This is a genomic window from Caulobacter sp. SSI4214 (assembly GCF_012184455.1).
GTDB lineage: Bacteria > Pseudomonadota > Alphaproteobacteria > Caulobacterales > Caulobacteraceae > Caulobacter > Caulobacter vibrioides_E.
The window spans coordinates 1-19327 of sequence record NZ_SZWJ01000039.1; the positions used below are offsets into that span (position 1 = coordinate 1).

Consider the following 19327-nt stretch of genomic DNA (forward strand, 5'->3'; position numbering starts at 1 on the left):
GGCCAGCTGGCTGGCGCCGCCCGTCAGGACGATGCCCGCGCCTGGCTCGACCGGCGCGCCCGAGGCCTTCAGGCGCTCGCGCAGCAGCTCCAGCGTCTCCTCGACGCGCGGCTGGATGATGCCCTTCAGCAGGGAGCGAGGCGCGATCACCGGACCGGCGCCCGGATCGTCGCCGCGCGGCGGCGCCTCGATCATCTCGCGGTCCTCGTTGGCCGAGGCGATGGCGCTGCCGTGCAGGGTCTTGATGCGCTCGGCGCCCACCACCGAGGTCTGCAGGCCCCGCGCGATGTCCTGGGTCACGTGACCGCCGCCGACGGCCAGGCTGTCGACGTGGCAGAGCGCGCCGTTGTTGAACACGGCGACGGAGGTCGAGCCGCCGCCCATATCGATGCAGACCGCGCCCAGGTCCATCTCGTCCTCCTCCAGGGCCGCCAGGGCCGAGGCGAACGGCGCGGCGACAACGCCCTCGAAGCTGAGATGGGCGCGTTCGACGCAGTGGGCCAGGGTGTGGAAGATGTTCTCGTTGACCGAGACGACCAGCAGCTCCAGCCCCAGCGAGCGGCCGAACATGGCGCGCGGATCGCGGATGCCGCGTTGGCCGTCGACCGACCAGGCGATCGGCAGCAGGTGGATCGGCTTGCGGCCGGGAATGCGGACCTGGGCCAGGGCCGAGGCGATGGCGCGCGACAGGTCGCCGTCGCTGATCGGACGGGCGCCCAGCGAGACCTGGGTGTGGACGCGGTTGGAGGCCAGCTGGCCGCCGGCCGTGCAGACGCTGACGCCCTGGACATTGACGCCGGCGACGGTCTCGGCGCGCTCCACGGCCTGGGCGATCGCCTGGGCGGCCTCGTCCAGATTGACGATCGCGCCGCCGCGCACGCCGCGCGACTGGACATAGCCCACGCCGGCCGTCGTCAGGGTGCGGTTGTCGCGATGGACGCCGTCGGCCTTCATGATGAAGCACGTCACCTTGGACGCGCCAAGGTCGACGGCCGCGATGGCGGGCTGGCGCACGAGCGTGGCCTTCAGACCCTCGCGGGCCTGTTTCCGTTCCTCCAATCGCGACATCGCTATTGCCACCTCACCGTCACTCTTAGTCTACGCCCCGCCGGCCGCGGGCTGCCCAGGCAGTCCGGCGTCGCGAGGTCTGACAGCCACCATTTCGGGGTCGCGCAGATCGATCCGCGCGAAACCCATGTCGAGGATTCGCTGTCGTTGGTCGAGCTGATCCAATTGAATCAGCGCGGATTCTTCGTCAATGGCCGGAAGCTGGATCAGCGAGCCGTCCTTCAGTCGCAGGTCCCAACGGCGATCGTCGACGCGCACCAGCGCCTCGAGCCGGTCGCGCAGGCGAGGCCGCGAGGCCACGGCCGGCAGGATCAGGCCGGCTGCCTGGTCGGCGCCCTGCCCCACCACCAGCGGCAGCTGCGGGAAGCGGGCCGGATCGGCCTCGCTGATCACGCGACCTTCGCCGTCGATCACCTTCATGCGGCCCTGGTTCTGCCAGACCGCCAGGGCCGGACGCTCCTCGACCGAGATCATCACCGTGTCGGGCAGCATCCGCACGACCTTGGCGTCCTTCACCCAGCCGACGCCCTGCACCTTCTCGCGCACGTCGGCCAGATCCATGCCCAGGGTCGGCTGGTTCAGATAGAGGCCCGAGGCCTTCAGGATATCGGCCTGCGCGGTCGCCGAGGCGCCGCGGATATGGACGGTCTTCAGCTTGAAGCCGGCCGCGGCGAAACTGTTGTCGACGCCATGGACCATGGACGCGCCGATGCGCTCGGCCCGGTGGCCGGTCAGCAGCATCACCACCAGTCCGAGGCCCAGCGCCGCGCCCGCGACGCCGAGGGCGACCGTGGGCGACAGACCCACGCCCTTGGCGGCGTGCAGCTTCGCAGCCGGCTGCGCCCCCCGGGGCGCCGGCTTGCCTTTGCTCGGACTTGCGGGCGCTTCGGCCCGGGGTCGCCTAGGCTTAGGCGGTCCCCCCCGCACTACAGCGGGCATAAGCGTCCTCCACGATCCATAAAACTAAACGGTCAACGGAGAGCCCGATATGGGCGGCCTGCTCGGGGACGAGCGAGGTCGGGGTCATGCCGGGCTGCGTGTTGACCTCTAGAAGGACCAGAAGGTCGTTAATGTCGTCATAACGAAGGTCGGATCGGGTTACACCCCGGCAACCAAGAGCGGCATGGGCGACCTCGGCCATGCGCATGGCCCGATCCCTTACGGCGTCAGGGATTTTCGCCGGAATGACATGCGTCGAACCCCCTTCGGCGTACTTGGCGTCGTAGTCATAGAAACCTGTGGATGCACGGATTTCGGTGACCGCCAGGGCCTTGGGACCATTTGACTCACCCATGACCGCGACGGCCAGTTCCAGGCCGGGAATGTAAGGCTCGATCAACACCTCTTCCCCGAAGGTCCAGGCGTCCGAGGCCAGTTCGGCCGGCGGCTGGTTGGCCCCTTCGCGGACGATGAACACCCCGACCGAGGAGCCCTCGGCGTTGGGTTTGACGACATAAGGTCGCTGCATCACGTGGTCGCGCGCGGCGAGATGGCGATTGAAAAGGCCGCCGCCGGGCACGGTGACGCCCGCCGCCGCCAACACGGCCTTGGCCTTGGCCTTATCCATCGCCAGGGCCGAGGCCAGGACGCCGGAGTGGGTGTAGGGCAGCTTCAGGGTGTCCAGCACGCCCTGGACCCGGCCGTCCTCGCCCCAGACGCCGTGCAGGCCGTTGACGACCAGGTCGGGCTCCAGCCGCGCCAGCACCTCGGCGACGTCCCGGCCCGGATCGACGCGGCTCACCCGGGCGCCCAGGCGCTCCAGGGCGCCGGCGTAGAAGTCGCCCGTCACGAGGCTGACCTCGCGCTCCGCCGACGGCCCCCCGGACAGAACGGCGACGTGGCGGCCGGCGAGCGGGAGGGTCATGCGGGTCTCGGGCGTTGAGGGTTGGGCTCAACCCTTCCTAGCAGGCCAGGCGAGAAAGCGCCCCCTCCGTCTCGGCGCGAAAGAGGAGGCGCTCGGCCGTTCTCAGTACCGACGCTTGCCGGCTTCCGCGCCCGCCGGCCTCAGCGCCCGGAAGTCGATGTCGCTGTCGGCGACGAGGTAGATCAGGCTGGTCCAGGCGGCGACGTTCTGGGCCAGCTGGGCCGGATCGACCTTGTTCAGCGTGTCGTCCATCGTGTGGTGGTAGTCGAAATAGCGGGTGACGTCCTGGCGCAGCTCGATCGACGGCACGCCCGCTTCCTCCAGCCCCTCGATGTCCGAACCGCCGTTCTCGGCGGCGTCGCGCGCGACATAGATCTTCAGCGGGGCCAGCACGTTGGCGACGGTCGTGGCGAACGGAGTCTTCTGCGTCCCCGCCGGCAGCTTCAGCCCGTAGATTCGATCCGCGCCCTCGTCGCTCTCGCCGGCCAGGACGATCTTGGGGACCTCGTCCTTGTGCGCGGCCAGATAGGCTTCCGAGGCGCCGCCGCTCTCCTCCGAGCCCCACATCACCACGCGGATCGTGCGCTTGGGATGCTTGGGCAACTCGCCGATCAGCTTGGCGGCGGCCGTGGTGATGGCCACGCCGGTGGCGTCGTCCAGGGCGCCGGTGCCGACGTCCCAGCTGTCCAGGTGGCCGCCGATGACGATCACCTCGTCCGGCTTCTCCGAGCCCTTGATCTCGCCCGAGATGTTCCAGGCGACGTTATGGGGATTGACGGTCGAGGCCAGCTTCAGGCGGATGCGCAGCGGGCCCTTCTTGGCCAGGCGCTCCAGCTGCTCGGCCTCCGGCACGCCCAGGGCGGCCGACGGGATCGTGGTCACGCCGTCGCCGAAGGCGGTGACGCCGGTGTGCGGCACGGTCGAGTCCGAGGTCGAGACCGAGCGGATCAGCAAGGCCACGGCGCCGCGCTTGGCGGCCTCGACCGGGCCGGCGCGGCGCGAGATCCCGGCCACGCCGTAACCATAGCCGTCCTGGGCCTTGACCATCGGCTGGGTGATGACGGCGATCTTGCCCTTCAGCGAGCCTTCCGGCGCGGCGACCAGCTCGGCGTAGGTGTGGAACAGCGCCACCTCGGCCTCGATCCCCTCGGGCGGCGTGGCCGGCGTGCGGCCCAGGCCGACGATCGTCAGCTTCATCGGATAGGGCGCCGTCAGCTCGGCGCTCTCCTCACCGCGCGTCCACGACGACTTGGCGTACTGCTCGACCTTGACGTTGGTGAAGCCGAGCGCCTTCAGCTTGGCCACGCCCCAGTCCTTGGCGCGGGCCATGGCGGGCGAGCCGACGATGCGCGGGCCGATCGTGGTGGTCAGGTCCTCGGCGACGTCCCAGGCCGTGCGATCCAGCAGCGCCTTGTCGCGCAGGGTTTCGGCGGTCTTGACGTCCTGGGCGTGGGCGACGCCCGACAGGAGGGCGAAAACGGCCGAGGCGGCCAGTAAGCGACGGTACATGAGCAAGGATTCTCCCCAATGGCGCGGGAGTCATAGCACCGCGCCTGGCCAGGGGGAGTCAGCATCCGCGTGAAGTGTGGCGAGATGCTCCCCCGTATCACGGTGGAGCATCTACTCTAAGCCGACCGCCCGATCCGCTTGATCTCCCAGTCCAGCTGGACGCCGCTCTTCTCGAGAACGTCCGCGCGGACCGCCTCGCCCAGGCCTTCCAGGTCGGCGGCCGTGGCGTCGCCGGTGTTGATCAGGAAGTTGCTGTGCAGAGGACTGAACATCGCCCCGCCATAGGGCTTGCCCCGCCAGCCGGCCTCGTCGACCAGCTTCCACGAAGAGTGGCCCGGCGGGTTCTTGAAGGTCGAGCCGCCGGTCTTCTCGCGGATCGGCTGGGTGGTCTCGCGCCGCGCGGTGATCTCGGCCATGCGGGCCTTGATCGCCTCGGGGGCGTCGGCGGCCCCCTCGAAGATCGCGTCCAGCACGATGACGGTCTCGCCGTCCTGCAGGGCGCTGTGACGGTAGGTGTAGTGCAGCTCCTCGACCGACAGCTCGCGCACCACGCCGGCGCGATCCATCACCCGCACCGACTTGACCACATTGACGGTCTCCGAGCCGTAGCAGCCGGCGTTCATGATCACCGCGCCGCCGATCGTGCCGGGGATGCCGGCATAGAATTCCAGTCCCGCGATCCCCGCCTCGGCCGCCTTGCGGGCCAGGATGGCGTCGGGAACGGCGCTGCCGGCCTTGATACGGTTGTCGCCCAGGGCCTCGACCGTGTTGAAGCCCTTGCCCAGGCGGATGATCACCCCGTCGACGCCGCCGTCGCGGACCAGCAGGTTGCTGCCCACGCCGATCGCCATGACCGGCACGCTCGGATCCAGCGCCTTCAAGAAGTCCGCCAGGTCCTGCTCGTCGGCCGGCAGAAACACCACGTCGGCGGGTCCCCCGACCCGGAACCAGGTGAACGGCGCCAGCGGCTCGTCGATCAGCAGCTTGCCGCGGACGGTCGGGAGTTGGGTCTTCCAGCTCACTTCGCCAGCGCTTCCAGCTGGCCCGGCAGCGCATAGGCCCAGGTGGTGATGTCGCCGGCGCCCAGCAGCACCACGAGGTCGCCGCTGGTCGCCTCGGCGGCGATCAGGCGCGGCAGGGCGGTCGGGCTTTCCAAGGCCAGCGCCCGGCGGTGGCCGAACTTCTTGAGACCCTCGACCAGGGCGTCGCGATTGACGCCCTCGATCGGCTGCTCGCCGGCCGTATAGACGTCGGCGACGATCACCGTGTCGGCGTCGTTGAAGCAGCTGGAGAACTCGGTCATCAGGTCGCGCAGGCGGGTGAAGCGGTGCGGCTGGACCACGGCGATGACCTTGCCCTGCGTCACCGCGCGGGCGGCCTTCAGCACGGCGGCGATCTCGACCGGGTGGTGGCCGTAGTCGTCGACCACGCGGATGCCGTTCGCCACGCCGGTGGTGGTGAAGCGGCGCTTGACCCCGCCGAAGCCCGCCAGGCCCTTGCGGATCGCCTCGGCGTCGACGCCCAGCTCGCGGGCGACGGCGACGGCGGCGGTGGCGTTCAGCACGTTGTGGTGGCCGGCCATCGGCATCTTCAGGCCGTCATAGCGGACCGGCTCGCCGTCGCGGGGCGAGACCACGATGTCGAAGCTGGCGCCGTCCGGGCCCATCTCGATGTTGCGCACCCGCACCTCGGCCTGCGGGTTGGTCCCGTAGGTGACGAGCCGGCGGTTCTCGATCCGGGCGGTCAGGGCCTGGACTTCCGGATGGTCGGTGCAGACGGCCGCGAAGCCGTAGAACGGGATGTTCTCGATGAAGTCGCGGAAGCCCTTCTTGACCGCCTCGAAGTCGCCCCAGTGGTCCAGGTGCTCGGCGTCGATATTGGTGACGATCGCCACGGTCGATTTCAGCTTCAGGAACGAGCCGTCGCTCTCGTCGGCCTCGACGACGATCCAGTCGCCCTCGCCGACCTTGGCGTTGGTGCCGTAGGCGTTGATGATGCCGCCATTGACCACGGTCGGGTCCATGCCGCCCGCGTCCAGCAGGGTGGCGACCATCGAGGTCGTGGTGGTCTTGCCATGCGTGCCGCCCACGGCCACGGAGAACTGCAGCCGCATCAGCTCGGCCAGCATCTCGGCGCGGCGCACCAGCGGCAGGCGCTTGTCGCGGCCGGCGACCATTTCCGGGTTATCGGCCTTGACCGCCGTGGAATAGACGATGGCCGAGGCGCCCTCGACATGGGCCGCGTCGTGGCCGATGAAGATCCGCGCGCCCAGCTTTTCCAGCCGCTCGGTATTGGCGCTGGCCTTGGCGTCGCTGCCCTGAACGGTGTAGCCGATGCGGATCATGATCTCGGCGATGCCGGACATGCCAATGCCGCCGATGCCGATGAAGTGCACGGGGCCGAGTTCGAAGGGGACGGGGCGTCTACGCTGGATCATGATGAGCCGATTAGACCAAATCCGCGCGGCGCGAAACGCCCTCATCGCCTTCGCTTTGTGGACGACCCCGGCGCTGGCCCAGGCGCCCTCTCCCGCCGCGCCGCTGACCCTGCGCCTCGCCGACGTCGGCCGTTTCGCGACCTTCGTCGACATGGGCGGCGTCCAGTGGACCGGCCGCGTCGCCAGGCTGCGCGCGCTGCAGGTCACCGAGGGCGGCTTCAGGGCCGGCGCCGAGGAATTCTGGGGCGGCTGGCGCCACGAGGTCATCGACTGCGAGGCGCGGACGATCGCCCACGCGGGCTTTTCCAGCATCCGCGCAGGCGGCCGCGAAGGTCCGGTGACGGGCGACCAGCGCCCCGCCGCGCCGATCGCGCCGGGCGGCGCGGACGCGGCGGTGGCCAGGGTCGTCTGCGACGGCTGGACGCCGTTCGCGAAGGTCCCCGTGGCCGGGAGCCTCGCCGAGGCGGTGACGCTCGGACGCCCGTTGATCGAGACGGGCGCCGAGCCCTGACTATTTGATCGCGTTGAAGGCCGCGGTCAGGCGGCGCTTGGTCAGCGGCGGCGCCGAGGCCAGCGTGGCGTTGGCGACGGCCGGGTCCAGCTTGGCGTCACCGACCTTGGCGACGAAGACCATGCCCATGCTCCAGTGCGGGAAGCACTTGAAGCCATAGACGCCCGGCTTGGCGACCTTGACGACCACTTCCTTGCCGATCACGCCCTTGACCGGGGCGACGCCGGCCGGCGCCAGTCCTGGAATGCTCTCGACATTGTGGCCCGGATCGGCCGGCGTGAAGCGGATGGTGTCGCCGACCTTCAGCTTGGCCGTCGACGGCTCGAACACCATCGGCCCCTCCGCGCCCTGGTTGCGCATCTTGACCTGAAGCTCGGTGGCCGAGGCGGCCCCGCCGATCATGGTCAGGCCGACGAGACCGGCGATGAAAACCGATTTGAACATACGATCACCCTGGTTTCGCGCGCGGTCCACGCCGAGCGCCCTGGGCGCGGGTAGGCGCTCGAAAGGGCCTCGGCATTGCGCGAGCGCAAGTTCGCGCGTCGGCAACAACCAAGCAGTCCGGCAGTTGAGGAGGCCGCTTACCGAAGAGGCAAGGCGGCTCAAAGGAAATGCTCTTTCTGATAGAAATATTAGAATCTCCTCCAAAGATTGACATCCTGCGCTCCTCGGGCGGAAGCTCGGGACAATCCTCATTCTGAGGACAAGGGAGAATTCAGATGAAGCCTCGTTTGGGTTGGAAATCCGTCTGCGCCGCGATCGCCATGGCTGCGTTGGCCAATGGCCTTATGGTGGCCGCGCCGGCCGCGGCCGGGCCGTCGCGTTGCGTTCCCTGGGCCTACGCGATGTGCGATGCGGATGGTCTTACCAGGGGCACGCCTGAGTATGATGAGTGCTTCGCGTACTATTCGACGGAGGGCTGCGCTTGGTGGCCAGGTCCTGGCGTGACGTCCAAAACGCCTATCGGCGTTAAGCTGGACGACCTGCAGGCGCTGGCGCGTCAGTAGCGCGGAATGTCACAACGCGGGCGGCCAAGCGCCATCCGCGTTACCCCGCCGTCCTCTCCACCAGGTCCGCCAGCTCTTCCGCCGCGTTCGGCTTGGCGACCGAGCGCGCGCCGGCGGCCATGCGGGCCAGGCGTTCGGGGTTCTTGAGCAGGGCGTTCAGGGCGCCGGCCATCGCGTCGACGGTCAGCTCGTCCTCCAGGCACACGGCCGCGCCGCCCGCCTCTTCCAGGAGCTTGGCGTTGAAGCGCTGGTGGTCGTCGGCGGCGATCTTCAGCGGCACCAGGATCGAGGGGCGGCCGGCCACCGCCAGCTCGGTGCAGGTCGAGGCGCCCGAGCGGCCGATCACCAGGTGCGACTGGCGCAGATAGCCGGCCATGTCGCGGAAGAACGGCGCGACCTCGCAGTCGACCATGGCGTTGCGATAGATCTTGCGCGCGCCTTCCATGCTCTCGGCGCGGGCCTGCTGGAACACTTTCAGGCGCGAGCGCATCTCCTCGGGCAGCTTGGCGATCGCCTCGGGGATCAGTTCCGACAGCAGGCGCGCGCCTTGGCTGCCGCCCGTGACCAGCACCCGCAGCTGCACCTCCGGCGGCAGATAGGGCACGTCATACAGCGCGCGCACCGGCGGGCGCACCGGATTGCCGACCACATGGGCGCGGGCCTTCACGGCCGGCTTGGCCATCTGCAAGGTCGGGAAGGCGCAGGCGACCTCGTCGACCTTGGGGGCCAGGAAGCGGTTCACGCGGCCCAGCACCGCGTTCTGCTCGTGGATCACCGTGGGGCGCTTCTGGGCCAGGGCGGCCAACAGGGCCGGCAGGGCCGGATAGCCGCCGAAGCCGACCACCACGGCCGGGTCCAGACGCTTGAACGCCTTGCGGGCCTGGAGCACGCCCTGCATGACCACGACGCCGGCCCGGACCATGCCGATCGGATCGCCGGCCTTGGCGGTGGCGGCCGACAGGGCCAGACGCTCCTCCGCCGGGAACTTGTCGGCATAGAGCGCGCCGCGCTCGTCGGTGGCCAGCACGATGCGCCAGCCGCGCGCGGCCAGGGCTTCGGCCAGGGCCTGGGCGGGGAACAGATGTCCGCCGGTTCCCCCGGCGGCGACGACGGCCAGCTTGCTCATGTCAGGCGAAAGCTTCGCCGAGGCCGAACTCGCCCGACGCCCCATAGGCGCCGGGGCGCTTGCGCACCAAGGCCAGGGCCATGCCCAGCGTCAATCCCATCGCGAGCATCGAGGAGCCCCCGTAACTGATGAACGGAAGCGTCATGCCCTTGGTCGGGATCATGTTCAAGTTCACGGCGATATTGATGATCGCTTGTTGGCCCACCAGGACGAACAAACCGGCGGCGGCGACCTGCTCGAAGGGGTCGTTCAGCTTCATGGCCTTGTAGAGCCCGCGCACCACCACGAAGGTGAACAGCGCGATCAGGGCCAGGGAAAAGACCAGGCCGTACTCCTCGGCGGCGACAGAATAGATGAAGTCGGTGTGCAGGTCGGGCACGTGGCGCTTCATGACGCCCTCGCCCGGCCCCCGGCCGAACAGGCCGCCGGCGCGGATGGCCTCGGCGGCGCGGGTCACCTGGTGGGTGTCGGCCTGGTCGGGGCTGAGGAACTTCTGCACCCGGGCGTGCACGTGGTCGAACAGGAAGTAGGTCGACCCCAGGCCGGCCAGGGCCACGCCGCCCAGGCCCATGATCCACGAGATCGGCACCCCGGCCATCCAGAAGGCCGCCCCGAAGGCGATGGTGATCAGCACGGTCTGGCCAACGTCGGGCTGCACCAGCAGAAGGCCGACGGCGATGAAATAGAGCAGGAAGGCGATGGACACGCCCGGCACGCCCTCGCCCTTCTGGCCCTCGGCGAACATCCACGAGACCAGCACGATCAGGGCCGGCTTCATGAACTCGGACGGCTGCAGGGTGAAGCCGCCGAACTGCAGCCAGCGCGTGGCGCCCTTGGCGTTGTGGCCGATGAACGGCAGGGCGACCATGACGGCGATCGCCGCCAGATAGATGAAGAACGCCGCGCGCCGGATTCCTCTGGGCGATAGCATCGACACCGACAGCAGGATGATCGCCGCGCCGGTGGCGAACAGGCACATGCGGACGGCGAAGTGGAACTGGTCGTCGATGCCGATCCGCTGGGCCGCCGCGGGGCTGGAGGCGAACGACAGCAACATGCCCAGCGTCACCAGCAGGGCCGTCGCGCCCAGCAGCCAGCGATCGGTCGTCCACCACCAAAGGCCCAGACGCGTGCGGTCCGTGCGGGCGAAGGCATGTGTCGCGTTGGAAGCCATGACCTCAGACTCGGGGCCCAGGGTTAATCAAGTCTTGCCAGACCCGCCCAAGCTCGTGGACGCGCGACGAAAAGCGCGGACAGACAGGGACGAGCCGCGTGGCTAACGCCCCTTCCCGCGCCCGAACAGGCCGCGCTTCTTGCGCGCCCGCTCGGCCGCCACGTCTTCGGGAAGGCCGTGGCGGGCCTCGATGTCCTTCTGGAGGGCCTTGGCCGCCATCAGGTGGGCGGGGAACAGGGTGTCGAAAGCCCAGCCGGCCACCGGGATCGTGTCCGAGAGGTTGTCGACGACCAGATAGGCGGTCATCCGCGCCAGGGTGGCGGCCGAGGCCCCGGCCATGAAGCCGTGCGCGACAAGCAAGGCGCCCGCCCCGATCCCGTAGACCAGACCCGCGCCCGGCACCCAGGCCAGAACGCCGTCGACGCCGAGCCCGAAGGGGCCGATGCCGATCAGGCGATCCGACAGGCGCTTGATCGTCTCCGCCGACTTCCAGGCCCGGTGGGCCTTGGCGCGGCGATCGCTGGCATAGTCGCCAGAGAGCGAGATGTCGTCGGTCATGCTGATCTGAACGCCTCGCTCCGCCGAAGGTTGTCGCGACCTAACCCAAAAAGACGACCCGCCGCTTCTCCTTGCCCGCCTGGATGCGCGAGAGGAGCTCGCGATATTCCTGCGAGCCCTGCATGTCCTTGCGGGCCCCTTCGAAATAGATGGTGTCATCCATGTGCTTCGTCAGCATGTCGGCCGACCATTTGTGGCCGGTGAACAGCACGTCGACGATCTTGCCCGCGCCCGGCAGCGCGCCCGAGACGGTGTCGATGACGATGATGGCGATGATCTGGACGACGATCATCGGCGCGGCGCGCGCCCGCACCGCGTCCCAGACGATCAGGCCGCCGGCGCCCAGGCTGTAGAGCTCGCCCGCCCCCGGAATCCAGGTCAGCAGCCCGTCCAGGCCGATGCCGAGCGGACCCACGCCGACGATGTTGTCCGACAGCTTCTTCACCCGCTCGACGTTGTTGCGGATGTTGTGCAGGTCGATATGCGACTTGGCGAAGATCACCGGCCGGCTCCGGGGCGGATATGGTAAACGGGGGGCAATCTGCCCGAAGCCTCGCCATGCCGAAAGGCCCGCCCGTCCAGATTCCCCCGTTGGGAGAACATCGTCGTCGAATGCGTCCCGGGTCGGGGGAGCCCCTCGCGAACGGCGTGGTTTGCGCCTAAGTTAACCCTATCGAAGGCTCAGGATTCCGGGATGCTGATCACGACCACGCCATTCATCGAGGGCCGGCCGGTTCGCGAGTACAAGGGCGCGATCTATGCCCAGTCGATCCTGGGCGCCAATGTCGTGCTGGACCTGCTGGCCGCGATCCGCGACTTCATCGGCGGTCACTCCAAGTCCTACGAGCGCGTGCTGGCCCGCGCCCGCGAGGACGCCATGAAGAACCTGATCAAGGAAGCCGAGAAGCTTGGCGCCAACGCCATCCTGGCCGTCGACCTCGACTACAACACCGTCGGCCCCAACGGCCAGATGATGATGGTCTCGGTCGCCGGCACCGCCGTGGTGCTGTCCTAAAGCTCGTCTGGCCGAGCCTTCGCGGCGCGCTCCCACGCCAGGAACTCGGGCGTCTCCAGCAGGCGCTCGGCGTAGGCTCCGGCCGGGCCGGCGTCGCCATGGTCCGACAGCTTGATCCCGTAGGTGCGAAAACGGGTCGCCACCGGCGTGTAGAAGGCGTCGGCGATCGACCATTCGCCCAGCAGGAACGGCCCGCCCGAGCGGGCCAGCAATTGGCTCCAGCGCTCGACGATCTTGCGCACGTCCTTCTGGGTGGCTTCGGAGATGTCGACCGACCGAGGCTCGACCTCCAGCGCCATCGGACATTCGCCGCGCAGCGACTGGAAGCCCGAGTGCATCTCGCAAGCCGCCGAGCGGCCGATCGCGCGAAGCGCCGCGTCGTCCGGCCATAGTTTCGCGGCGGGGAACATCTCGGCCAGATACTCGCAGATGGCCAGGGAGTCCCAGATCACCAGGTCGCCGTCGATCAGGGCCGGGGCCAGCTTGCTGGGCGAATACCGGCCGATCGCCGCGGTCGTCGCCTCGCCCTGACGCAGCGCCACGGGAATTTCCTCGAACGCCGCCCCGGTGCGCCGAAGCGCCAGCCAAGGCCGCAGCGACCAGCTGGACCACTGTTTGTCGCCGATCACGATCCGCATGACGCGCCTCTCGCTAAACACCGTTCGAAGCAACGCTTTAGCGTTCCGATCGCCGCCTGGAAATTAGCCTCTGGCGCTTTGGCTTCCGCTACGTCTACAGTCCCCAGAATAAATAGAACAAATGTTTGAAGGGAGAGAGTCAGGATGGCCGACGCGCGTGCGTCCGGCGGCGTTCGGCCGCTTTACTCGAATGGCTACAAGGCCGCGGTGCTGGGGCTTCTGCTCGCCGCCTACACCTTCAACTTCATCGACCGGACGATCATCGCCACCATCGGCCAGGCCATCAAGGTCGACCTGAAGCTGACCGACACCCAGCTGGGCCTGCTGGGCGGCCTCTATTTCGCCCTGCTCTACACGGTGCTGGGCATCCCGATCGCCCGCCTGGCCGAGCGCAAGAACCGCGTGACGATCATCTCGCTGTCGCTGGTGGTCTGGTCAGGGTTCACGGCCCTGTGCGGGGCCGCGACCAGCTTCGCCCAGCTGGCCCTGTTCCGCTTCGGCGTCGGGGTCGGCGAGGCCGGCTGCTCGCCGCCCAGCCACTCGCTGATCAGCGACTATTACGAGCCCAAGAAGCGCGCCTCGGCCCTGTCGATCTACTCGTTCGGCATCCCGCTGGGCACCATGTTCGGCGCGGTGGCCGGCGGCTGGCTGGCCCAAGAGTTCAGCTGGCGCGTGGCCTTCGTCATCGTTGGCCTGCCCGGCCTGCTGCTGGCCCTGATCGTCAAGCTGGTGGTCAAGGAGCCCCCGCGCGGCCATTCCGAGATCGTCGAGCGTCCCCTGGAGGCCGAGGACGTCGTGGTCGAGCCGGCCAAGCCGCCGTTCTCGCTGGCCACCGAGTTCGCCGAGATCTGGGCGGTGACCAAGGTGCTGTTCGGCAAGTGGCCCGTGCTGCACATGATGCTGGGCGTGACCATCGCCTCGTTCGGCTCTTATGGCTCGGGCGCGTTCGTGCCGCCCTACTTCGTCCGCGCCTTCCACCTGGGCCTGGCGCAGGTGGGCCTGATCACCGGTCTGATCGGCGGCTTCTCGGCCGGCGTCGGCACGCTGGTGGGCGGCTTCCTGACCGACTGGGCCGGAAAGAAGAGCCCCCGGTGGTACGCCCTCACGCCCGCGATCGGCCTGGTGATCGCCACGCCGATCTATATCGCCGCCTATCTGCAAACCGACTGGAAGATGACGGCCCTGATCCTGCTGGTCCCGGGCATCTTCCACTACACCTACCTGGCGCCGACCTTCGGCGTCGTCCAGAACTCGGTCGAGCCGCGTCGGCGGGCCACGGCCACGGCCCTGCTGTTCTTCGTGCTGAACCTGATCGCCCTGGGCGGCGGACCGGTCTTCACCGGCTGGCTGATCGACCATCTGGCCCAGTTCCACCTGAACCATCCGGGCCCCGTCGGGGTGATCCAGTCAGTCTCAAGCGCCTTCCACGACCCCGGCGCCCAGAGCTTCGCCACGACGTGCCCGGGCGGCCTGGCGCCCAAGGGGTCCGCGCCCGAGCTGGCCAAGGCCTGCGCCGGCGCCATGGCCCGCGCGACCCAGCAGGGCATCATCGTCTCGCTGTGCTTCTACGCCTGGGCTGGGCTGCACTACGCCCTGGCCGCCATCGGGTTGGTGAAGCACATGAAGGAACGCGCGGGGGCTTGAGTTTAAGATGCTCCTCCGTGATGCGGGGGAGCTGCCGCGGCGCGGCTGAGGGGGCCGTCACGGCATAGGCCCAGCTCGCCCCCTCCGGCCCTCCTAGCCACCTACTCCGCGTAGCGGGGGTGGATCTTCGCCGGCCAAGTAATAAGCCTCTTCCCTTGACTCGCGGGGCGGGCGGGCCGAAACGCGCGCCCATGATCAGCCGCTACGCCCGCCCCGAAGCCGCCGCCATCTGGTCCAGCCAGACCAAGTACAAGATCTGGTTCGAGATCGAGGCCCACGCCGCCGACGCCATGGCCGAGATCGGGACCATCCCGAAGCTCGCCGCCGAGACGATCTGGGAAAAGGGCCGCGACGCGGTCTGGGACAGCGACCGCATCGACGAGATCGAGCGCGTCACCAAGCACGACGTCATCGCCTTCCTGACCCACGTATCGGAGATCGTCGGTCCCGAGGCCCGCTTCCTGCACCAGGGCATGACCAGCAGCGACGTGCTGGACACCTGCTTCGCCGTGCAGCTGTCGCGCGCCACCGACCTCCTGCTCGAGGATGTCGACCTCGTTCTGGCCGCCCTGAAGCGCCGGGCGATGGAGCACAAGATGACCGTCTGCGTCGGCCGCAGCCACGGTATCCACGCCGAGCCGATCACCTTCGGCTTGAAGCTGGCCGGCTACTACGCCGAGTTCCAGCGCGCTAAGGAGCGCCTGGCGATGGCCAAGTTCGAGATCGCCACCTGCGCGATCTCGGGCGCCGTCGGCACCTTCGCCAATGTCGATCCGCGCGTCGAACAGCACGTGGCCGACAAGATGGGCCTGGCCGTCGAGCCGGTCTCGACCCAGGTGATCCCGCGCGACCGCCACGCGGCCTATTTCGCGGCCCTGGGCGTCGTCGCCTCGTCGGTCGAGCGCCTGGCCACCGAGATCCGCCACCTGCAGCGCACCGAGGTCCTGGAAGCCGAGGAGCCCTTCGATCCGGGTCAGAAGGGCTCCTCGGCCATGCCGCACAAGCGCAACCCGATCCTGACCGAGAACCTGACGGGCCTGGCCCGCCTGGTCCGCTCGGCCGTGGTCCCGGCCATGGAGAACGTCGCCCTCTGGCACGAGCGCGACATCAGCCACTCGTCGGTCGAGCGCGGCATCGGTCCCGACGCCACCATCCACCTCGACTTCGCCCTGCGCCGCCTGGCCGGCGTCATCGAGCGCTTCAACATCTACCCCGACAACATGGCCAAGAACCTGGACAAGCTGGGCGGCCTCGTCTTCTCGCAGCGGGTCATGCTGGCCCTGACCCAGGAAGGCGTGTCGCGCGAGGACGCCTATGCGGCGGTGCAAGGCAACGCCATGAAGGTCTGGCGCGGCGAGGGCCGCTTCCTCGACTTCCTGAAGGCCGATCCGGTGGTGTCCAAGGCGCTGTCGAACGAGGCGCTCGAGAGCCTGTTCGACCTTGGCTACCACACCAAGAACGTCGACGTGATCTTCAACCGGGTGTTCGGCGAGCAGGGTTAAGGCCGCGCCCGGCGTGCGCAAGGCGGGCTTCCCCCCGGTCGTCGACGCGGCCACCCGCGTCCTGATCCTGGGCAGCCTGCCGGGCGAGGCCTCGCTGGCCGCGCGCCAGTACTATGGCCACCCCCGCAACGCGTTCTGGCGGCTGATGGAGGGCGTGCTGGACACGGCCCTGGTCCCGCTGGCCTACGAGGACCGCCTCGCGGCCCTGCTAGCCCGCCGCGTCGGCCTCTGGGACGTCATCGCCGAGGCCGAGCGCCCCGGCAGCCTGGACGCCGCCATCCGCGATCCGGCCGCCAATGATCTGCTCGCGCTGATCGACACCCTGCCCGCCCTGCGGCTCGTGGCTTTCAATGGCGGGACGGCGGCCCGGCTGGGCGGCAAGCTGATCGGCGACCGCGTCCCGACCCTGGCCCTGCCCTCCTCGTCTCCGGCTCATGCGGCCAAGAGTTTCGAGCGGAAGGCGACCGCCTGGAGCGCCCTGCGCGCGGCGCTGGCTACCAGAGACGCTTGACGCCGAAGCCGTCGAAGATCGCCTCGTTGGAGACCAGTGTCAGGTCCTCGACCAGGGCCTGGGCGATGAGCAGCCGGTCGAAGGGGTCCCGATGTTCTCCCGGCATGCCGCCCGCCCGTTCCGCATGCGCCAGGGTTATCGGCAAAGGCAGGAACCCCCTCACCAGGATCTCGACCTCGAAATTCAACGCCAGGGCCTCGGCCGAGGCTAGCTTGCCAAGCCGCACCTTGGTCGTGACTTCCATCGCCGAGACCGCGCTGACGAAGACGGTGTTGGCCTCATCCTCGATCACCTGACGGGCGGCGCGACGCAGCTTGTCCGAGCCCTCCAGGAACCAAAGCAACGCGTGGGTGTCGAGCAACAGCCTCACTGATCGTCCGGGCCGCCCTCCCAGAGGGTCAGCTCTTCCTCGGGCAAGGGATCGAAGAAACTGTCGTCCATGGCGATCCGCCCTTTCATCGATCCGAACACCCGCTTGGGTCGCGGCGTTTCCGGGTGCGTGGGCGGTTCGGCCACCAGGCGCGCCACCGGCTTGTCGCCGCGGGCGATAATCACCTCGCCGCCGGCCTCGACCTCGGCCAGCAGGCGCGAGAGGTTGGTCTTGGCGTAGTGGACGGTGACGACGGTCATGGCCGTCTCCCAGGGTTGTCGGGACGCCTTAGCTAAGCACGCCTTCCCGGCGCGGCCAACATTACGCGAATTTTATCTGCATCCGGGCCGCGCATAGGGCAGCATCCGCCCTTCCGAGGGGCATTGGGATCCTACACATGCGCATCTTCCTGCTGGCCGCCGTTTCGGCGGTCGCGATCTCCGGCGCGGCCCTGGCCGCCGACAAGCCGATGTACGGGGCCTGGGGCGTCGATCTGACGGCTCGCGACACCGCCGTGAAGCCCGGCGACGACTTCAACAAGTTCGCCAACGGGTCGTGGGAGAAGCGGACGACCATCCCCGCCGACCAGCCCTCGGCCGGCGTCGGATACGACGTCTTCAACCGCTCGCAGGACCAGTTGCGGACCCTGATCGAGACCGCGCCGGCCAACACCCAGATCGGCGGGCTCTACAAGAGCTTCACCGACGAGGCCAAGGTCGAGCAGGTCGACGACGCGCCGCTGAAGGCCGATCTGGCCAGGATCGCCGCCATCGCGACCAAGGCCGACATGGCTAAGGCCCTGGGCGCGGCCCACGGCGGTTTCGGCTCCGATCTCTTCTCGCTGGACATCTATCCGGACGCCAAGACCCCCGAGCTGAACGTCCTCTATATCGGCCAATCGGGCCTGGGACTGCCCGACCGCGACTACTACCTGACCGACGGCTTCAAGCCCCAGCTGGAGGCCTATCGCGCCTTCGCCGAGCGGGCCTTGAAGATGGCCGGCGCCCCGGATCCCGCCAAGTCGGCGGCCGATGTGATCGCCTTCGAGACCGCCATCGCCAAGGTCAGCTGGCCGGTCGCCGAGCGTCGCGACGTCGAGAAGACCTACAACCCGATGACGATCGCGGAGCTTCAGGCCTTCGCGCCGGAAATTCCGTGGTCGGATTACCTGGCCGCCGCCGGCGCGCCGGGTCTCAAGTCGGTGGTGCTGGGCGAGAAGACCGCCGTGCGCGACATCGCCAAGCTGTTCGCCGCCACGCCGCTGGAAACCCTGAAGGCCTGGCAGACCGTGCAGGGCGTGCAGGAAATGTCCCCCTACCTCTCCAAGCGCTTCGTCGACAGTCGCTTCGAGTTCGTGAAGGTGCTGTCGGGCCAGACCCAGCTGCGCCCCCGTTGGAAGCGCGGCGTCACCCTGGTGGACGGCAGCCTGGGCGAACTGGTCGGCCAGGCCTACGTCGCCAAGTATTTCCCACCCTCGTCCAAGGCCCAGATGGTCGAGCTGATCGGCAATCTGAAGGTCGCCATGGCCGCCCGCATCGAAAAGGCGCCGTGGATGACCCCGGCCACCAAGCAGGCGGCGCTGACCAAGCTGTCCAAGATGCGGGTCATGGTCGGCTATCCCGACAAGTGGCGCGACTATTCGGGCCTCAAGATCGACCCCGGCGACCTCTATGGCAACGTCCGCCGCAGCGGCGCTTTCGAATGGGCCTATCAGCTGTCCGACCTGGGCAAGCCGGTCGACCACGGCAAGTGGGGCATGACCCCGCAAACGGTGAACGCCTATAACGGCGGCCTGGAGAACAAGATCGTGTTCCCGGCGGGGATCCTGCAGGCGCCGTTCTTCGATCCGGCCGCCGACCCGGCGGTGAACTACGGCGCGATCGGCGCGGTGATCGGCCACGAGATCAGCCACGGCTTCGACGACCAGGGCCGCAAGATCGACGACACCGGCAAGCTGCGCGACTGGTGGACGGCCGAGGACGCCAAACGCTTCGAGGCCCAGTCCAGCGTGCTGGGCGCGCAGTACGACTCCTACGAAGCCGTGCCTGGGATGCACATCAACGGGCAACTGACCATGGGCGAGAACATCGCCGACCTGGCCGGCCTGCAAGTCGCCTACGACGCCTATCACGCGGCGCTGAAGGGCAAGCCCGCCCCCGTGATCGACGGCATGACCGGCGACCAGCGCTTCTTCCTGGCCTTCGCCCAGGCCTGGCAGGACAAGTCGCGCGACGATTCGCTGAAGCAGCAGATGGCGTCCGACCCGCACTCGCCGTCCAACTTCCGGGTCATCGGCCCGACGCGCAATGTCGACGCCTGGTACGCGGCCTTCGGCGTCAAGCCGGGCGACAAGTTCTACCTGCCGCCGGAGAAGCGCTCGCGCATCTGGTAAG

Annotated in this window: 21 protein-coding genes; 7 read left to right on the forward strand and 14 right to left on the reverse strand. The window is 68.6% G+C overall.

Annotated features, from left to right (window positions below; translation table 11 throughout):
- From ftsA to murC, 6 genes are all read right to left on the reverse strand, one after another.
- Window positions 1-1068: cell division protein FtsA (ftsA, locus tag FCU40_RS12825; RefSeq protein ID WP_168075400.1), on the reverse strand; the 1068-nt coding region annotated here is incomplete at its 3' end.
- 30 nt (window positions 1069-1098) lie between these two features.
- On the reverse strand, window positions 1099-2007 hold the full coding sequence (gene ftsQ / locus FCU40_RS12830; protein ID WP_168075401.1) for a cell division protein FtsQ: 909 nt from the start codon (window positions 2005-2007) through the stop codon (window positions 1099-1101).
- The gene (locus FCU40_RS12835; protein WP_168075402.1) at window positions 1976-2932 is read right to left on the reverse strand and encodes a D-alanine--D-alanine ligase; all 957 of its coding nucleotides are present in this window, start codon (window positions 2930-2932) and stop codon (window positions 1976-1978) included. Before FCU40_RS12835 ends, ftsQ begins: the two co-directional genes overlap by 32 nt.
- A 102-nt stretch (window positions 2933-3034) precedes the next feature.
- Window positions 3035-4447, reverse strand: a complete 1413-nt coding sequence (locus FCU40_RS12840) for a M20/M25/M40 family metallo-hydrolase (protein WP_168075403.1) — start codon at window positions 4445-4447, stop codon at window positions 3035-3037.
- Window positions 4448-4557: 110 nt separating this feature from the next.
- The gene (murB, locus tag FCU40_RS12845; protein WP_168075404.1) at window positions 4558-5463 is read right to left on the reverse strand and encodes a UDP-N-acetylmuramate dehydrogenase; all 906 of its coding nucleotides are present in this window, start codon (window positions 5461-5463) and stop codon (window positions 4558-4560) included.
- Window positions 5460-6878 carry a UDP-N-acetylmuramate--L-alanine ligase gene (gene murC / locus FCU40_RS12850; RefSeq protein ID WP_168075405.1) on the reverse strand — a complete coding sequence of 473 codons (1419 nt, stop codon included), beginning with the start codon at window positions 6876-6878 and terminating at the stop codon, window positions 5460-5462. The genes murB and murC overlap by 4 nt, the downstream gene beginning before the upstream one ends.
- Between murC and FCU40_RS12855 the strand changes: the two genes are divergently transcribed.
- Window positions 6877-7389: a hypothetical protein gene (locus FCU40_RS12855; protein WP_168075406.1), complete on the forward strand. Its 513-nt coding sequence runs from the start codon at window positions 6877-6879 to the stop codon at window positions 7387-7389. The genes murC and FCU40_RS12855 overlap by 2 nt on opposite strands.
- Here FCU40_RS12855 and FCU40_RS12860 read toward each other — a convergent pair whose 3' ends face one another.
- Complete coding sequence (locus FCU40_RS12860) at window positions 7390-7833, reverse strand: pseudoazurin (RefSeq protein ID WP_004619459.1); 444 nt, start codon at window positions 7831-7833, stop codon at window positions 7390-7392.
- A 275-nt stretch (window positions 7834-8108) separates the two neighbouring features.
- Here FCU40_RS12860 and FCU40_RS12865 point away from each other — a divergent pair, with 275 nt between their 5' ends.
- Window positions 8109-8396, forward strand: coding sequence for a hypothetical protein (locus FCU40_RS12865; RefSeq protein ID WP_168075408.1), 288 nt, complete (start codon window positions 8109-8111; stop codon window positions 8394-8396).
- 40 nt (window positions 8397-8436) lie between these two features.
- Here the strand turns inward: FCU40_RS12865 and murG are convergent, their stop codons facing one another.
- The 4 genes from murG to FCU40_RS12885 form a co-directional block, all read right to left on the reverse strand.
- Window positions 8437-9522 carry an undecaprenyldiphospho-muramoylpentapeptide beta-N-acetylglucosaminyltransferase gene (murG, locus tag FCU40_RS12870; RefSeq protein WP_168075410.1) on the reverse strand — a complete coding sequence of 362 codons (1086 nt, stop codon included), beginning with the start codon at window positions 9520-9522 and terminating at the stop codon, window positions 8437-8439.
- A gap of 1 nt (window position 9523) precedes the next feature.
- Complete coding sequence (gene ftsW, locus FCU40_RS12875; protein WP_168075412.1) at window positions 9524-10696, reverse strand: putative lipid II flippase FtsW; 1173 nt, start codon at window positions 10694-10696, stop codon at window positions 9524-9526.
- A 102-nt stretch (window positions 10697-10798) separates the two neighbouring features.
- Entirely contained in the window at window positions 10799-11254 is a 456-nt protein-coding gene (locus FCU40_RS12880; protein WP_168075413.1) for a DUF4112 domain-containing protein, read from the reverse strand.
- A gap of 40 nt (window positions 11255-11294) precedes the next feature.
- Complete coding sequence (locus FCU40_RS12885; RefSeq protein WP_004619452.1) at window positions 11295-11756, reverse strand: DUF4112 domain-containing protein; 462 nt, start codon at window positions 11754-11756, stop codon at window positions 11295-11297.
- A 192-nt stretch (window positions 11757-11948) separates the two neighbouring features.
- On the opposite strand from FCU40_RS12885, the gene FCU40_RS12890 reads away from it, so the two are divergent.
- Window positions 11949-12269, forward strand: a complete 321-nt coding sequence (locus FCU40_RS12890; protein WP_004619450.1) for a YbjQ family protein — start codon at window positions 11949-11951, stop codon at window positions 12267-12269.
- Here the strand turns inward: FCU40_RS12890 and FCU40_RS12895 are convergent.
- Window positions 12266-12907 (reverse strand): glutathione S-transferase family protein, encoded by a 642-nt coding sequence (locus FCU40_RS12895; RefSeq protein WP_168075414.1) that lies wholly within the window; start codon window positions 12905-12907, stop codon window positions 12266-12268. The two genes, FCU40_RS12890 and FCU40_RS12895, sit on opposite strands and share 4 nt — an antisense overlap.
- A 144-nt stretch (window positions 12908-13051) precedes the next feature.
- Between FCU40_RS12895 and FCU40_RS12900 the strand changes: the two genes are divergently transcribed.
- The 3 genes from FCU40_RS12900 (at window position 13052) to FCU40_RS12910 (ending at window position 16564) form a co-directional block, all read left to right on the forward strand.
- A complete protein-coding gene (locus tag FCU40_RS12900) occupies window positions 13052-14551 on the forward strand; it encodes an MFS transporter (protein ID WP_168075415.1) in 1500 nt (499 codons plus the stop codon).
- A gap of 191 nt (window positions 14552-14742) precedes the next feature.
- Window positions 14743-16053, forward strand: a complete 1311-nt coding sequence (gene purB, locus FCU40_RS12905) for an adenylosuccinate lyase (RefSeq protein WP_168075416.1) — start codon at window positions 14743-14745, stop codon at window positions 16051-16053.
- A 13-nt stretch (window positions 16054-16066) separates the two neighbouring features.
- Window positions 16067-16564: a DNA-deoxyinosine glycosylase gene (locus tag FCU40_RS12910; protein WP_168075417.1), complete on the forward strand. Its 498-nt coding sequence runs from the start codon at window positions 16067-16069 to the stop codon at window positions 16562-16564.
- Here FCU40_RS12910 and FCU40_RS12915 read toward each other — a convergent pair.
- Entirely contained in the window at window positions 16548-16934 is a 387-nt protein-coding gene (locus FCU40_RS12915) for a type II toxin-antitoxin system VapC family toxin (RefSeq protein WP_004619440.1), read from the reverse strand. The genes FCU40_RS12910 and FCU40_RS12915 overlap by 17 nt on opposite strands.
- The gene (locus FCU40_RS12920; RefSeq protein WP_004619438.1) at window positions 16931-17194 is read right to left on the reverse strand and encodes a type II toxin-antitoxin system Phd/YefM family antitoxin; all 264 of its coding nucleotides are present in this window, start codon (window positions 17192-17194) and stop codon (window positions 16931-16933) included. The genes FCU40_RS12915 and FCU40_RS12920 overlap by 4 nt, the downstream gene beginning before the upstream one ends.
- Before the next feature lie 137 nt (window positions 17195-17331).
- Between FCU40_RS12920 and FCU40_RS12925 the strand changes: the two genes are divergently transcribed.
- Window positions 17332-19326 (forward strand): M13 family metallopeptidase, encoded by a 1995-nt coding sequence (locus FCU40_RS12925; RefSeq protein WP_168075418.1) that lies wholly within the window; start codon window positions 17332-17334, stop codon window positions 19324-19326.
- Window position 19327 lies beyond the last annotated feature (1 nt).

Bases quoted from the DNA above. Each gene is read 5' to 3' on its own strand.
- purB (WP_168075416.1), top strand. From the start codon at position 14,743: ATGATCAGCCGCTACGCCCGCCCCGAAGCCGCCGCCATCTGGTCCAGC.
- FCU40_RS12860 (WP_004619459.1), bottom strand. From the start codon at position 7,833: ATGTTCAAATCGGTTTTCATCGCCGGTCTCGTCGGCCTGACCATGATC.
- FCU40_RS12835 (WP_168075402.1), bottom strand. From the start codon at position 2,932: ATGACCCTCCCGCTCGCCGGCCGCCACGTCGCCGTTCTGTCCGGGGGG.
- FCU40_RS12900 (WP_168075415.1), top strand. From the start codon at position 13,052: ATGGCCGACGCGCGTGCGTCCGGCGGCGTTCGGCCGCTTTACTCGAAT.
- FCU40_RS12920 (WP_004619438.1), bottom strand. From the start codon at position 17,194: ATGACCGTCGTCACCGTCCACTACGCCAAGACCAACCTCTCGCGCCTG.
- murC (WP_168075405.1), bottom strand. From the start codon at position 6,878: ATGATCCAGCGTAGACGCCCCGTCCCCTTCGAACTCGGCCCCGTGCAC.
- murG (WP_168075410.1), bottom strand. From the start codon at position 9,522: ATGAGCAAGCTGGCCGTCGTCGCCGCCGGGGGAACCGGCGGACATCTG.
- FCU40_RS12890 (WP_004619450.1), top strand. From the start codon at position 11,949: ATGCTGATCACGACCACGCCATTCATCGAGGGCCGGCCGGTTCGCGAG.
- FCU40_RS12925 (WP_168075418.1), top strand. From the start codon at position 17,332: ATGCGCATCTTCCTGCTGGCCGCCGTTTCGGCGGTCGCGATCTCCGGC.
- FCU40_RS12880 (WP_168075413.1), bottom strand. From the start codon at position 11,254: ATGACCGACGACATCTCGCTCTCTGGCGACTATGCCAGCGATCGCCGC.
- ftsW (WP_168075412.1), bottom strand. From the start codon at position 10,696: ATGGCTTCCAACGCGACACATGCCTTCGCCCGCACGGACCGCACGCGT.
- FCU40_RS12865 (WP_168075408.1), top strand. From the start codon at position 8,109: ATGAAGCCTCGTTTGGGTTGGAAATCCGTCTGCGCCGCGATCGCCATG.
- ftsQ (WP_168075401.1), bottom strand. From the start codon at position 2,007: ATGCCCGCTGTAGTGCGGGGGGGACCGCCTAAGCCTAGGCGACCCCGG.
- FCU40_RS12855 (WP_168075406.1), top strand. From the start codon at position 6,877: ATGATGAGCCGATTAGACCAAATCCGCGCGGCGCGAAACGCCCTCATC.
- FCU40_RS12895 (WP_168075414.1), bottom strand. From the start codon at position 12,907: ATGCGGATCGTGATCGGCGACAAACAGTGGTCCAGCTGGTCGCTGCGG.